The following is a 15,050-nucleotide window of genomic DNA, read 5'->3' as shown; positions in this document are numbered from 1 at the left end:
TAATACAAAATAACTTATATAGGTTTATTGACTATCAGGTATTCTATCCAATAAACAAAACGCCTTCAATTATATTGAAGGCGTTTTGTTTGAAATATTTTAATGTGCGACTAATTCGTTTGCAATTACTTTCTCTAAATGAGATAACACACACTTTGCCGCTCTCTCACCTTGCTCAATACAGTCCGGAAGACCAGAACCAGCGTAAGAACTACCTGCCAAATACACACCTGGCAACTCTTTCTCCATAAATATTGTGAGTTTCTTCATTCGCTCGTTATGGCCTACTGTATATTGAGGCATTGCTTCTTTCCAGCGGCTTACAATTGTAAACTCTGGATCCTCTGTAATATCCATTGTCTTTTGTAAGTCTTCTAATACGAGCTGCACAATTTCTTCGTCTGTTTGTTCTACAACTGCTTCATCACCTGGGCGTCCGACGTAGCAGCGAAGAAGCGTTTTTCCTTCCGGCGTTGTATGTGGCCATTTTTTATGTGTCCACGTACACGCTGTAATCGTGTAATCACTATTTCTTGATACGACAAATCCCGTACCATCAATATCACGCTGAATAGCTGATTTCGGGAAAGCAAGTGCCACGTTTGCAACTGATGTAGATGGAATGTTACGGAAGAAACGAAACTGCTTGTACTGCGTAAACATAGACGGCAATACTTTATGCGGCGTCGCAACTACAATCACATCTGCGTCCATTTCTTTTCCGTTACTAAGCGTAATCGTATAACTATCACCGAGTTTTATAACTTTTTCAATACGAGTTCCCTTCATTACCATATCATTAGGAATCTTCAATTCAAGAGATTCTACTATAGATTCTAAACCGTTTTTCACAGTTTTAAAGATTCCCTTTTTTATTTCAGCCTTCTCTTGTTTTGGAGCGAGCGTACGCATACCGAGTGAAATACTACGGTGCTCCTGTTCAATTTGATAAATTTGAGGGAATGTTGACATTAAACTCATTTCATCAATATCCCCTGCATAAATACCAGATAATAATGGCTCAATTAAATTTTCAACGACTTCATTTCCAAGACGGTGCCTGAAAAACTGCCCGAGCGATTGGTCAGATACTGGCTTTGATCTAGGCATTAACAGATCAAAACCAGCTCTTAGTTTACCAATTGGGGAGAACAAGCTGGAAAATAGAAACGGCTTAATTTGCGTTGGAATTCCCATCATTGAACCGCTCGGCATTTTATGTAACCGATTGTTTACAAGAACGAACGATTGACCGGCCTTATTATTTACAAGTTCAGCATCAAGTCCTAATTCTTTCACTAACTTAGCTGCGCTCTCTTTTCTTGCTAAGAAAGAATCAGGGCCACGTTCAATTGTAAATCCATCTTTTTGAACGGTTTGAATTTTCCCGCCAAGTTTACCCGATGCTTCTATAAGTAATGTATCGATCGGCAAGTTTTTTTCATGAATATTTTTTTGTAAGTTATACATTGCTGTTAATCCGGTGATGCCACCGCCGACGATCACAACTTTTTTCCTCAAGCAGGCTCTCCCCCTTTCTTCTTACAATACAGATTCTTTTTTCTTTAATACCACATCTGCTAAACAGTCGATAAATGCAGATGTTGCGTTTGGCATTTCTGGACGATAATATTTCGCACCAATTTCATCCGTTACAACTTTACACTCAAAGTCATTGTCATATAAAACTTCTAAATGTTCCGCAACAAATCCAACTGGTGCATATACGAATGAACTGTAGCCGTACTTTTCATTTAGTTCTCTCGTTAAATCTTGTACATCTGGACCAATCCAAGGATCTGGTGTATTTCCGGCACTTTGCCAGCCAACTGCATAATTTGCTACTTCAGCACCGCGTGCAATATAGTCAGCTGTTTCATTTAATTGATCTGGATATGGATCGCCGAGTGCGATAATCTTCTCTGGTAAGCTATGAGCAGATACGATTAACACAGCTTTTTCACGTTCTGCTTCTGACATACCGTTATATATACCTTTCACTGCATCGACCCAATACTGAATAAATTTCGGTTCTTTATACCAGCTATCAATGCCGTGAATTGTTAAGTTTCCAAGTTTTTCTGCTTCTTCTTGAGCTCGTCCTACATACGACTTCACGCTAAAAGTAGAATAGTGAGGGGCAAGAACGAGTGCAATTGCATCTTCTATTCCATCCTTATGCATAGCTTGTACTGCATCTTCAATGAACGGTTCAATATGTTTTAAACCAAGATACATGTGGTACTCTACTTCATTTTGCATTTCATTTAAACGCGTCTCTAACTTTTTAGCTTGCTCTAATGTAATAGTAGCTAAAGGAGAAATACCACCAATTGCACGGTAACGCTCTGTTAAATCTTCTAGCATTTCAGGACTTGGCTTTCTTCCTCTGCGAATATGTGTATAGTAACGTTCAATATCTTCTTCTTTATATGGCGTTCCGTATGCCATTACAAGCAAACCAATTTTCTTTTTCATACAGCCAATCTCCTTTACTTCGCTAACTGCTCTTTAGAGTACTCATGAATAAATGTAGTTAAGCGTTTTAATGTATCTGGATTTACTTCTGGGAATACGCCGTGACCTAAGTTAAAGATATAACCTGGCTCTTTCATCCCTTGATCTAAAATACCTTTTACATGTTCTTCAATAACAGGCCAAGGTGCTAGTAAGAATGAAGGGTCCATATTTCCTTGTACCGCCTTATGAACACCACGCGTGCGTGCTTCTTCGATTGATAAGCGCCAATCTACCCCTACTACATCAAGCGGTAAGTCGTGCCATTCATTCACTAAGTGTCCAGCCCCAACGCCGTGCATAATCATTGGAACACCCATCGTGCGAACTTCTGCAAAAATACGTTCCATCGCTGGTTTAATAAATATGCGGTAATCCGCTACATTTACTGTTCCAACCCAAGAATCGAAAATTTGAACAGCTTTTACTCCTGCGTTAATTTGCGCTTTTAAATATGTAATAACCATATCTGCAAGCTTATCCATTAAAGCGAACCAAGCTTTCGGCTCTGCATACATAAACGCTTTCGTATTATGATAGTTACGAGAAGGACCGCCTTCAATCATATAGCTCGCTAAGGTAAATGGAGCTCCTGAAAAACCGATTAACGGTACATCTAACATTTCTGTCGTTAATAAACGAATTGTATCTAGTATGTAAGGTACATCATCTTCTGGATTGATTTCCCCTAATTTTTCTACGTCTTGTAGAGAACGGATTGGATTATCGATAACTGGACCAATGCCAGATTTAATTTCCACATCAACACCAATTGCAGGTAGTGGTGACATAATATCTTTATAAAGAATTGCAGCGTCTACGTTATATTGATCAACTGGCAACTTTGTAACGTAAGCGCACAACTCTGGATTATGTGTAATTTCAAATAAAGAGTATTTCTCTTTTATCTTTCTATATTCCGGCTGTGAACGACCTGCTTGTCGCATATACCATGCTGGTACATACTCTGTACGTTCCCCCCTACATGCTTTTAAAAATGTCTCATTTATAGTTCTTACCAAGACCCTAGCTCCCTTCCTTACCAATGCTTTTTCTTTAAATATGCTCTATTCCGATATTTATCTGTTTTTACTATACAGCTTGTAAAAACAAAATGCATAACATTATGTACGTTGTTCATTAAATTGACACAAACGTTCGTAAAACCGTTTACTATTTTCACAACATTCTTATTATAGCACAGTGAAAAACTACGGTTTAGCTACTTTTGACTTTTCTCCCTCGCGGTTCGTTTGTGTGTTATATGGTACAACGTAAAAACTTGGTTTTGAGAATATATTAATAAACTTTTCCTCATATTTCCCTGTTCCTTTTACCGTCCCAACGTGAGTATGCATTCCTTTTTCAACTTTATAAATTCGATACATAATTCGCTCATCAGGAAGCGGCGTCCAGCTTAGTTTCATCGCAAATAAACCGAAAGGACTAAATGCTAGTTTTGCTTCCACGTTTTGAATCTTATCTAAACGAATTGGCAGTCCAATTGTTTCAACACCTTTTGGCCTATGAAAACTCGCTTTATCTTGTATATTTGCTTTCGTTAAAATCTTTTTAAATAACATCGTTGCAGACGCATTTCCATCTTGTAATTGATGCTCTTTATCGGTGCGATCATAGCCAATCCAAACTGCACCTACTAAATTCGGTGTATATCCAACGAACCACATATCGCGCGCACCATGATCATCATTCGGCAGTGAAGTTGTGCCTGTCTTTCCAGCCAAAGCTCCATTATATACGCCAGCTTTCGCCGTACCTTCTTTCACAACTCCTTCAAGCATCTTTGTCATATACCATGCCGTTTGCTTCGAAAAGACTTTCGTTTCAGCTTTTGATGATTCTCCAATGACTGCCCCGTGTCTATTTAACACTTTATCAATAACGTGCGGTTCGATAATATTCCCGTTTGCTAAAAAAGATCGGTACATTTTGACAAGATCAAATGGAGAAACACCGTTTTTAAGCCCGCCAAGTGCTGTGCTTAAACCTGAGTCCGCAATATGAACATTCCCTTTCTCTAAATATTGCTTTCCCTCATCTACCCCTAATTCATTTAATAAAGATACAGCTGGCACGTTTGCTGATTCTAATACCGCATCGTACATCGTCATCTCTTGCGTATACTCATGATTATAATTTCGAGGTTCATAACCTTCAAACGAACTTTTTTCATTCGTTAATAAAGAATATGGATTATATTTCTTCGTCTCGAGTGCTGGTCCATATACGATAAGTGGTTTTAAAACAGAACCAGGCTGCCGCTTTGCAAAAACACGATTAAGCCCTCTCGGAACATATTCTCTTCCGCCAATCGCGGCTTTAATTCCACCAGTCTGGTTATCCATTAATAAAAATGCACCTTGTGCCCCGTTTTCTTTACCAGGGAAATTTCTCGCATCTTGAAACTGGTTATATGCCACCTTTTGAACTTTTTCATCCATCGGTACGACAAATGTATATCCTCCGCGTAGTACTTCTTGATGCGATAAACCATATAAACGAGCTGCTTCATCTATAACCATATCGATATACGGCATATATGCGAGTTCACGTTCATCTGCATTTTTATAAAGAGCGATTGTTTTCCCTTGGTAACGAACACTATCTTCCGCTGTTAAATAGCCTTGTTTATGCATAAGTGACAAAACAAGATCACGGCGCTCTTTACTCTTCTCAGGAGAGAAGTAAGGTGAATAGCCATTTGGCGCTTTCGGGAGCCCTGCAAGCATCGCCCCCTCTTCCACTGTTAAATCCTCTACATTTTTATTAAAATACAATTTAGCCGCCGCTTGAATTCCATATGCCCCGTGGCCAAAATAAATATGGTTCATATACATTTCAAGAATTTGCTGCTTCGTATATTTTTGCTCTAATTGAAGAGAAATTGCGACCTCTTTCAATTTACGCGTAAATGTTTTTTCGCGAGTTAAAAAGACATTTTTAGCTAGTTGCTGCGTAATCGTACTACCGCCTTCTACCTTCTCTCCAGCTAACGCGTCTTTATAAAGCGCCCGAAATATAGAAGGATAATCAATTCCTTGATGCTCATAAAAACGAGAATCTTCCACCGCAATAAATGCTTGCTGCACATACTTTGGAATTTCTTCGATCGGCACGAGCTCTCTATTTTCTACATATAACTTCGTAATTTCTTTTCCTTTCTGGTCAACGATACGTGATGAAGAGTGGAAAACAAGCTGCTTTTCATCCATCATATAGCCACCAGTTAATACAATAAGTTTATAGAGTACAATCGCTACTACAAACGTTGCTACCCCGCCTAATAAAGTCCACTTTGCTTTCTTCATACATCGGCCTTCTTTCCAAATGATGGTACATTTATTATTTGAAAAAGGAGTATCTTTATGTATATAATCTTCGAAGTTTTTCACAAGAGTTGATATAATAGATACAAACTATAAAGGGGGCATTAAAATGAAGGCTATTATTTCATACGAAACACCTCTAGAACAAGCACATTTCACTGCAAAAAATAACGAAAAAGATATGTTTTATAAAGAAAATACTGAAGAATCTGTAGAATCTACACTTCAGTATGACGTATTAGACGCTGTTGGAGAATTTAAAGGACAACCTGGCTACATCGTTTGTAACAACATTTCGGTAACAGACGAAGGTCGCCCTGTATTTGAAAACCGCTTTAAAAACCGAGCAGGTCTTATCGAAAACGAACCAGGCTTCCAAGCAATCCGCGTTCTTCGCCCATTAAGTAATGATACATACGTCATTTTAACGATGTGGGAAACAGAGCAAAACTTTAAAGACTGGACAGAATCACGTTCATTCGAAAACGCTCATAAAAAACGTCCTGCACAAGCAGAGGGACAAGCTCAGGCTCAGGCGCATCCACATGCAGAGCAGCAAAAAAGCATTTTCTCTCGTCCTTCGTTCGTGACTACTTTTGATGTGTTAGTTTAGGTTTCTTGTGGTTCCTCCAGGGCTACGATACATGAAATTATATCAGCGATTTTTCGAATATATCGACTTATCGACAAATGACGACACAAAAAAGGAAACACCATTACACACTGGTGTTTCCTTTTTCTTTGTACCAATTATATATACAAAGCGAATCTTCTTTACGCATATGCTTCACTTCATAACCGCGCCCAGCTACCGCTACAGGAGTAGTACATAATTCATCTTTCCTTTGAAAATACGATTGATTATAGCCCACTGCTTGAACATGTCTTCGTCGCATCATTCCTGTATATTTCGCAAAATCACGGTACACGACCGTTAGTTGATTTTCTCTTATTGCATAGCCGCCACTTTTATATCTAGCATACGCAAGTAACGAAAACACGATAAATAACGGTAAAAGAACAAATAAAGTGATATATTGTTTAAAATATATACTCACGCCGACAATTGGAACCGTGAGCATGATACTTATTAACCAGCCTATAATGAAATAACGACGCAACGCTGTTTTTGGTAAGTGAACGATCTCCTCTTCGATTTCATAAGGTAACTCTAAATATGTGAGCAGGTGCTGTACATCTTTTTTCTTCATAAAAGGATGCAGCATCACTTCGTTACTTGCTGCTCCAATACTTTGAATTGCTTCCACTTCAACAGCACAATAACCAAATGGTTGGCGAAAAATACCTTCTTTCACAGTAATCGCTTGAATGCGGTGCAATTTTAAGACAAACTCTTTCTTTTCAAATAACCCTTGAACGATACAAATCTCTTCCCCTTTTCGCTCAATTTTAAAGTTTGCATATTTTAACACATATCCCGCCGTAGAAACAATCCATGAAATCGCCATTAAAATTACTGCAATTACAATTAGTTTATAGACACCATTCCCCATCACATACACTTCTATTTTATTTGTGAACCTTTCCGGAAGAACAAAATTAAACTTTGTGTAAAGAAGTACTAGTCCAGAAAACACTAGTCCCAACCGACCAGATGTAATCGCTGCTGCTAAAACTTCTTTCGATGTTAACTGATAAACCGTCTTGCTTTCTTCCTCTTCTATTTCTTCATTTACAGTAACTTCTTTCTTATGTAATAAAGAGATTAAATGTTTTGCCTCGTCTTCTTTAATACCAGCTAACATCACTTCTGGCTCACTACCGCCGCCCGCTACTTCTATGTTTAACTTCGTAAGCCCAAGTAATTGATAAATAACGTTAGAAGACGTACTAATATTTTGCACACGGTCTTTATTTAAATAACTTTCCTTCTTCACAAAAACACCGTGTTTTATATGTAAAATATTATTCTCAATCCAGTACACTTTGAAATACCATTTGATTGCTGAAAAAATAGCCATAATGAATAAAACAAACAAAAGGAAAAGATAAAATAAATACCAAGGTTCCACTTGTTCGTCAGGTTTAAATAAAACAAGAATAATCAGTGGCAACAAACTCGCAACCCTAATACCTAATAAAATCGTAATCGGATGTTGCCTCTTATACATCCTCATCACTCACTTTCGCAAGTTCTCCAATTTGTCTTTTCAATTGTTCTGCTTCTTCTTTCGTTAAACCAGGAATACTATGAGAAGTTGCCGCTGTTGAAATATGTAATTCTGCTAAATTATACTTTCTCATAATCGGTCCTTGTTCAATCGTAACGTGCTGTACACGGATCATCGGAATAAGTACGCGCTTAACAACAAACATTCCCTTTTGAATCTCAATCTCTTCTTCATTTAATCTGTAACTATAATAACGCTGACGTAAATTTGGAAACACGAAATAATCGAGTGGTATGTATATAATGGCTCCTGTTACTAACAGCCCAAACAACCAGCCCCACCAATGAAAATTAATCATAAAAAAGAAATAGGCAATTACGACTGCTAGTATAACTGCTGCTCCAATTAAAGCGTGAATTCTCCACACTTTCAGCATATTAGAATGAATCTCTTTTTCTAACGGCTGCATCTCATCACTCCAATTATATGAATTTATTACTTATATATTAGTTGTTATATACAGTTTTGTAAAATTATAGTTCCTTACATCGTGTCGAGCATTTCTTTAAAATTCCCTTCATTAATTGAATACACCTGAAACTGAATATAATCTAGTTCATTCGTATTAGGACGAGCATATGGCAAAATGTTAAATTTAGAAGCAGATCTCCCTAACATATCTGTAACCATAAGAGCAACATCTATATACTCAAAATCTATACGGAATGCTACCGCTTCTCCCGTAAATTCATAATCTTTAATCGCGTCATAAGACTTATTCGCACTTATAAGCGTCACTTTTAGTAGTTGGTTTAAATTTTCTGGTTTGAAATTAATCATAGACATAACTCCTTTTCTTAATAAAACACTATGAAAACAGTGTAATCTTTTACTTTCATAGCTTCACACATTCATTATATTAAAAATAAAGCTAGTTTTTTATAATTTTTTTGATATAATTACATACGGGAAACGGGAAGACATTTATCTTCCCTTGTGTTTTTATTTGCATCTAGTACTTTTGCTAGATGCTTTTTTTATGCCAAATAATATAAAAAAGGTATCCTCAAATACTTTGAGGATACCTTTTCACTTTCATTATCTCTGTTTTTTTCTACCTAATGCAAGTAAGCCAAAACTCATCATTACAAGAAGTGCTCCCATATATGGTTCCACAGGCATTTTCTGCCCTGTCTTCGGTAATTCTTTTCCAGGTTTCTCTGGATTCGTTGTTCCAGGCTTCTCTGGATTCGTTGTTCCAGGTTTTTCTGGATTTGTTGTTTCAGGCTTCTCTGGATTCGTTGTTCCAGGTTTTTCTGGATCTGTTGTTTCAGGCTTCTCTGGATTCGTTGTTCCAGGTTTTTCTGGATCTGTTGTTTCAGGCTTCTCTGGATCTGTTGTTCCAGGTTTTTCTGGATCTGGTGGTGCTAAATGACTCAATTTGTTTAATACTTCTAATTGAACTGAAATTATCATCCCTTTTGTAATTTCAAATGGAATTGGATTAGTTAATTTTTCATATCCTTTTGGTGCTTCTACTTCTACTAGTGTGTAGTTACCTACAGATAGATCTGAGACTTTTGCTTTTCCATCTTTATCTGTTGTTACTTTCGCTACTACTTTTCCTTTTTCATCATGAACTTCAAACACAGCTCCTGATAATACTTTCTTGCTTTCAGCAGCCATTTTTGTAATTTCCACTGAACCTTTGTCTAACTGTTCATTCTCTACTTTCAATGATAAGACTTCCGTCATACCTTTTTTAATTTCAAATGATACTGGTTCTGTTAACTTCTTGTATCCTGGTAAGCTTTTCGTCTCTACTAATTTGTACTTACCTACTGATAAATCAGTAATTTTCGCTTTTCCTTCTTTATCTGTTGTTACTTCTGTTACTACTTTACCTTGCTCATCTTGCACTTCAAAGACTACGCCTGCTAATGCTTTTTGGCTCTCTTTATCTACTTTTGTAATTTCTACTGAACCTTTGTCTAACTGCTCATTCTCTACTTTCAATGATAGGACCTTCGTCATACCTTTTTTAATTTCAAATGATACTGGTTCTGTTAGCTTTTTGTAACCTGGTAAGCTTTCTACCTCTACTAATTTGTAACTTCCTACAGATAGATCTGAAACGTTTACTTTTCCTTCTTTATCTGTCGTTACTTTTGCTACTACTTTGCCCTTTTCGTCTTGCACTTCGAAGACTACGCCTTCTAATGCTTTCTGGCTATCTTTATCCACTTTTGTGATTTCCACTGATCCTTTGTCTAACATTTCGTTTTCTACTGTTAAAGCAAGAGATTTTGTCATGCCTTTTTCAACTTGGAAAGTAATCGGATTTACTAATTGTTTATATCCTTTTGGTGCTTTTACTTCTACCAACTTGTATGTGCCAACTGATAAATTAGTAACCTTTGCTTGTCCTTTTTTATCTGTCGTTATTTTAGCAACTACTTGTCCTGCTTCGTCTTGAATCTCAAATACTGCATCAGCTAAAGCATCTTTCGTTTCTTTGTCTATTTTTGTAATTTCTACATTTCCTGTATCCACTAATTCATTTTCGACAGTTAATTGTAATGCTGTAACTCTACCTTTTTCAATTTCGAATAAAATTGGTTTTTCTAGTGGTTTGTATCCGGCTGGTGTTTCTACCTCCACCAACTCATACTTTCCAATAGATAAATCTGAAACGTTTGCTTTTCCTTCTTTATCCGTTTTTACTTTAGCAACTACTTTCCCTTTTGAATCACGTACTTCAAACGCAACACCTTCTAATGGTGCTTTACTATCTTTATCTATTTTTGTGATTTCTACATTCCCTGTATCTACCATTTCATTTTCTACAGTGAACGCTAGAGATTTTGTCATACCTTTTTTAATTTCAAATGGTACAGGCTTTTCTAATTTTTTGTATCCTGGTAAGCTTTCTACCTCTACTAGCTTATATTTCCCTACTGATAAATCTGAAATTGTCGCTTTTCCATCCTTATCTGTTGTTACTTTTGTTACTACTTTATCTTTTTCATCTTGCACTTCGAAAGTTACGCCCGCTAATACTGCGCCACTTTCTTTGTCCACTTTTGTAATTTCTACTGAACCTTTATCTAACAGTTCGTTCTCTACTTTCAATGATAGGACTTCTGTCATACCTTTTTTAATTTCGAACGATACTGGCTCTGTTAGTTTTTTGTATCCCGGTAAGCCTGCTTTTTCTACTAATTTGTACTTGCCTACAGATAAGTCTGAGACTTTTGCTTTTCCATCTTTATCTGTCGTTACTTCTGTTACTACTTTGCCTGCTTCATCTTGAACTTCAAAGACTACGCCCGCTAATGCTTTTTGGCCTTCTTTATCTACTTTTGTAATTTCTACTGAGCCTTTGTCTAACATTTCGTTTTCTACTGTTAAAGCAAGAGATTTTGTCATGCCTTTTTCAATTTGGAAAGTAATAGGATCTACTAATTGCTTATATCCTTTTGGTGCTTTTACTTCTACCAACTTGTATGTTCCAACTGATAAATTAGTAACTTGTGCGTGTCCTTTTTTATCTGTCGTTATTTTAGCAACCACTTGTCCTGCTTCATCTTGAATCTCAAATACGGCATCAGCTAAAGCATCTTTATTTTCTTTGTCTACTTTTGCAATTTCTACATTTCCTGTATCCACTAATTCATTTTCGACAGTTAATTGTAATGCTGTTACTCTGCCTTTTTCAATTTCAAATGAAATTGGTTTTTCAAGCGGTTTGTATCCTGATGGTGTTTCTACTTCTACCAACTCATACTTTCCAATAGATAAATCTGAAACATTTGCTTTTCCATCTTTATCTGTTGTTACTTTAGTAACTACTTTCCCTTTTGAATCACGTACTTCAAACACAACACCTTGTAATGGTGCTTTACTATCTTTGTCTATCTTTGTTATTTCTACATTACCTGTATCTACCATTTCGTTTTCTACAGTAAATGTTAAAGACTTCGTCATACCTTTTTTAATTTCAAATGATACTGGTTTTTCTAGTTTTTTATAACCTGGTAAACTTTCTACCTCTACTAATTCATACTTTCCTACAGGTAAATCTGAAACATTTGCTTTTCCATCTTTATCTGTCGTTACTTTTTTCACCTCATTGCCCTTTTCATCTTGGACAACAAACGTTACTCCCGCTAACGGTGCCTTATTATCTTTATCTATCTTTGTGATCTCTACATTTCCCGTATCTACCATTTCATTTTCTATTTTTAATGATAGGACCTCAGTCATACCTTTTTTAATTTCAAACGATAATGGCTCTGTTAGTTTCTTATAACCTGGTAAACTTTCTTTCTCTACTAATTTGTACTTCCCTACTAATAAATCAGAGATTTTTGCTTTACCATCTTTATCTGTTTTTACTTCCTTTACTACTGTTCCAGCTTCATCTTGCACTTCGAAAACTACACCTTCTAATGCTTTTTGGCTGTCTTTATCTACTTTTGTAATTTCTACTGCACCTTTGTCTAACTGCTCATTTTCTACTTTCAATGATAAGACTTCTGTCATACCTTTTTTAATTTCGAATGATACTGGCTCTGTTAGTTTTTTGTAACCTGGTAAGCTTTCCGTCTCTACTAATTTGTATTTTCCTACTGATAAGTCTGAGACATGCGCTTTTCCATCTTTATCTGTCGTTACTTTTTTCACCACTTTGCCTTTTTCATCTTGCACTTCGAAGACTACGCCTGCTAATGCTTTTTGGCTGTCTTTATCTACTTTTGTAATTTCTACTGAACCTTTATCTAACTGCTCATTCTCTACTTTCAATGATAGGACTATCGTCATACCTTTTGTAATCTCAAATGATACTGGTTCTGTTAGTTTCTTGTAACCTGGTAAGCTTTTCGTCTCTACTAATTTGTACTTTCCTACTGATAGATCTGAAACGTTTGCTTTTCCATCTTTATCCGTTGTTACTTTTCTTACTACTTCACTTTTCTCATTTTGGACTTCAAATTCGACACCCGCTAATACTGCACCGTTTTCTTTGTCCACTTTTGTAATTTCTACATTACCCTTGTCTACCATTGCATTTTCTACTTTTATTGGGAATATGCCGTCCCCTGTTACATTTACTTCGAACTCTTTTTCTTTTAATTGGTATCCTTCAGGCGCTTTCGTTTCTTTTAAAATATATTTTCCTGGTGCTAACGGTTTAGAGATTGCCTTACCATCTTTATCTGTAACAATATGTTCAACTACTACACCGTCTTTTACTATATCAAACTCTGCATTTGCTAATGGTTTTTCACCATTTTCCGAATCAATTTTCTTTAATTCAATTTGACCCTTTTGCATAGTATTTTTAATTTCAATTGTTTTTGTTTCTCCAGCTTGAAGTGTAACTTCTAATGGACTTTTTAATTTTTGATATCCTTCTGGTGCTACTGTTTCATAAACTTTATACGTCCCAGGAGCTAAAGTTTGAGGTACCGAAAAACCGTTTTCGTCCGTTTTCAGTACTGCAACAACCTTATCCGCACTATTTCGAACTTCAAATTCTGCACCTGTTAACCCTTTATTCGGATTCTCAGCATCTATTTTATGAATAGCTACTGTACCGTCTTTTGGAGGTTCAGGCGGCGTAACCGTTACTTCATTCGATGTTAATTTATTATCATCATAATGTAACTCTGCTTTATTAGGAATCTTCTTATCTACATAAGAAGATAAGTCTGCATCAGCTTTAATTTTCGCCTTAATATTCAAGTTAATTATCTGGTCTTCATATGACTTATAGTCAAAACTCTCACCGAACGTAAATGTTACTTCACTTTTTTGTTTATCTATCGTTAGTGTTCCTTTAAAAGTAATATCTTGGCCATTTTGATCATATACTTTTGCCTCTAATACTTCTAAAACATCTTCTAAATCATCACTAATTACCATTGATGTATACTTAGGCGGATCTTTCGGTATATGCGTACCAACTTGGTATTGAATAGGTTGATCCATTTGTGTTAACTGCTGATTCTCTACAAGCTTACCATTCTCATCAACTATATTCTTTTCAATGCTAGGTGGATTATCGTCACCTGAACCGGTTCCTCCCCCACCACTTACGAATACTTGTCCTACTTTTTCTTCAGTTTTAATATTTTTGCCTTCTAATTTCACTGTATTTTTATGAGGTTTTGCAGCAGGATTTGTAATCTTTGTTTTATATCTTAAAATATAACCTTTTGAACTGTCTGGGAATTCAATTGTAAATCCAGTCTTCGTTGCATTGATTTTAATTTTAGATAAATCTGCTGGTTTAATATTTGTTGGTGCATAACCATCTTCAAATACAGCCTCTTCTAATACTACGCTGTCTGTAATTAACTCGTGCCCAGGTCCTAATGTGTCTGTTAATTTAAGATCTTGCATTTCAGTTCCAGTTGCATTTACATATACAAGCCAATCAGCAATGGACGGATCTTCTTGATTATAAGAACCCCATTTCAATAGATTATCTGTATTGGGCTGTGGCTTCGGTCTCTCTGTCGTATTACTTACATTTACTTCTTTATTTACGATTTGACCATCAACGTTAAATTCTAATGGAATTTCTTTCACACCATCATATGCTTCTAGACCAAAGTAGAATTCTACAAATAAAGAACCTTTAACGTTATTCTTTCCTTCTACATAATCACCCATAGTACACGTTAATAGACCCTTTTTCATCTCACATGTACCAACTGTTTTTCCTTCAGCATCTTTTAAAGGAAAACTCATATTCATAAGGTCTTTTCTAAATTCTTTTGGCATATCAATTGTGAATTGATCTCCAGCTTTTATTTGCTCTTTAGCTGACCACTTCACTTCTACTTTCATACCGTCTGAGGCCTGATATGGTTCAGATGTTGTGCCATCAGTACGGGAAATATTAATCTCGTCCACTGGATTTTTTATCACAGCGGCTTGAATAACTGGAGCCCATACATTCAGCACTGAAAATAATACTAGAAAAACTAATGAAACCATTGAAATGTGCCTTTTAGTACTTTTCTTTTGCATAATTTCCTCCTGA

Annotated in this window: 9 protein-coding genes; 1 reads left to right on the top strand and 8 read right to left on the bottom strand. The window is 36.3% G+C overall.

Features of this window, described 5'->3' with window-relative positions; all coding sequences use genetic code 11:
- Nucleotides 1-99: 99 nt before the first annotated feature.
- The 4 genes from hemY to ACFVQC_RS10110 all read right to left on the bottom strand — a co-directional run bounded on the left by hemY (nucleotide 100) and on the right by ACFVQC_RS10110 (nucleotide 5,846).
- Entirely contained in the window at nucleotides 100-1,521 is a 1,422-nt protein-coding gene (gene hemY, locus ACFVQC_RS10125) for a protoporphyrinogen oxidase (protein WP_377898277.1), read from the bottom strand.
- 21 nt (nucleotides 1,522-1,542) lie between these two features.
- On the bottom strand, nucleotides 1,543-2,478 hold the full coding sequence (gene hemH / locus ACFVQC_RS10120; protein WP_377898276.1) for a ferrochelatase: 936 nt from the start codon (nucleotides 2,476-2,478) through the stop codon (nucleotides 1,543-1,545).
- Nucleotides 2,479-2,492: 14 nt separating this feature from the next.
- Nucleotides 2,493-3,539, bottom strand: coding sequence for a uroporphyrinogen decarboxylase (gene hemE / locus ACFVQC_RS10115; protein WP_377898275.1), 1,047 nt, complete (start codon nucleotides 3,537-3,539; stop codon nucleotides 2,493-2,495).
- A gap of 189 nt (nucleotides 3,540-3,728) precedes the next feature.
- Complete coding sequence (locus tag ACFVQC_RS10110; RefSeq protein ID WP_377894228.1) at nucleotides 3,729-5,846, bottom strand: transglycosylase domain-containing protein; 2,118 nt, start codon at nucleotides 5,844-5,846, stop codon at nucleotides 3,729-3,731.
- 127 nt (nucleotides 5,847-5,973) lie between these two features.
- On the opposite strand from ACFVQC_RS10110, the gene hmoB reads away from it, so the two are divergent.
- Nucleotides 5,974-6,477, top strand: a complete 504-nt coding sequence (hmoB, locus tag ACFVQC_RS10105) for a heme-degrading monooxygenase HmoB (protein ID WP_002087141.1) — start codon at nucleotides 5,974-5,976, stop codon at nucleotides 6,475-6,477.
- Nucleotides 6,478-6,580: 103 nt separating this feature from the next.
- Here hmoB and ACFVQC_RS10100 read toward each other — a convergent pair whose 3' ends face one another.
- The 4 genes from ACFVQC_RS10100 to ACFVQC_RS10085 all read right to left on the bottom strand — a co-directional run bounded on the left by ACFVQC_RS10100 (nucleotide 6,581) and on the right by ACFVQC_RS10085 (nucleotide 15,037).
- Nucleotides 6,581-7,996: a PH domain-containing protein gene (locus ACFVQC_RS10100; protein ID WP_377898274.1), complete on the bottom strand. Its 1,416-nt coding sequence runs from the start codon at nucleotides 7,994-7,996 to the stop codon at nucleotides 6,581-6,583.
- Entirely contained in the window at nucleotides 7,989-8,465 is a 477-nt protein-coding gene (locus ACFVQC_RS10095; protein ID WP_377894225.1) for a PH domain-containing protein, read from the bottom strand. The genes ACFVQC_RS10100 and ACFVQC_RS10095 overlap by 8 nt, the downstream gene beginning before the upstream one ends.
- Before the next feature lie 74 nt (nucleotides 8,466-8,539).
- Nucleotides 8,540-8,836 (bottom strand): protoporphyrinogen oxidase, encoded by a 297-nt coding sequence (locus ACFVQC_RS10090; protein ID WP_377894223.1) that lies wholly within the window; start codon nucleotides 8,834-8,836, stop codon nucleotides 8,540-8,542.
- A gap of 258 nt (nucleotides 8,837-9,094) precedes the next feature.
- Nucleotides 9,095-15,037, bottom strand: coding sequence for a SpaA isopeptide-forming pilin-related protein (locus tag ACFVQC_RS10085; RefSeq protein ID WP_377898273.1), 5,943 nt, complete (start codon nucleotides 15,035-15,037; stop codon nucleotides 9,095-9,097).
- Nucleotides 15,038-15,050: the final 13 nt, after the last annotated feature.

The organism is Bacillus sp. NPDC057893 (assembly GCF_042796455.1).
Classification (GTDB): domain Bacteria; phylum Bacillota; class Bacilli; order Bacillales; family Bacillaceae_G; genus Bacillus_A.
This window is presented reverse-complemented; position numbering and strand designations above follow the sequence as displayed.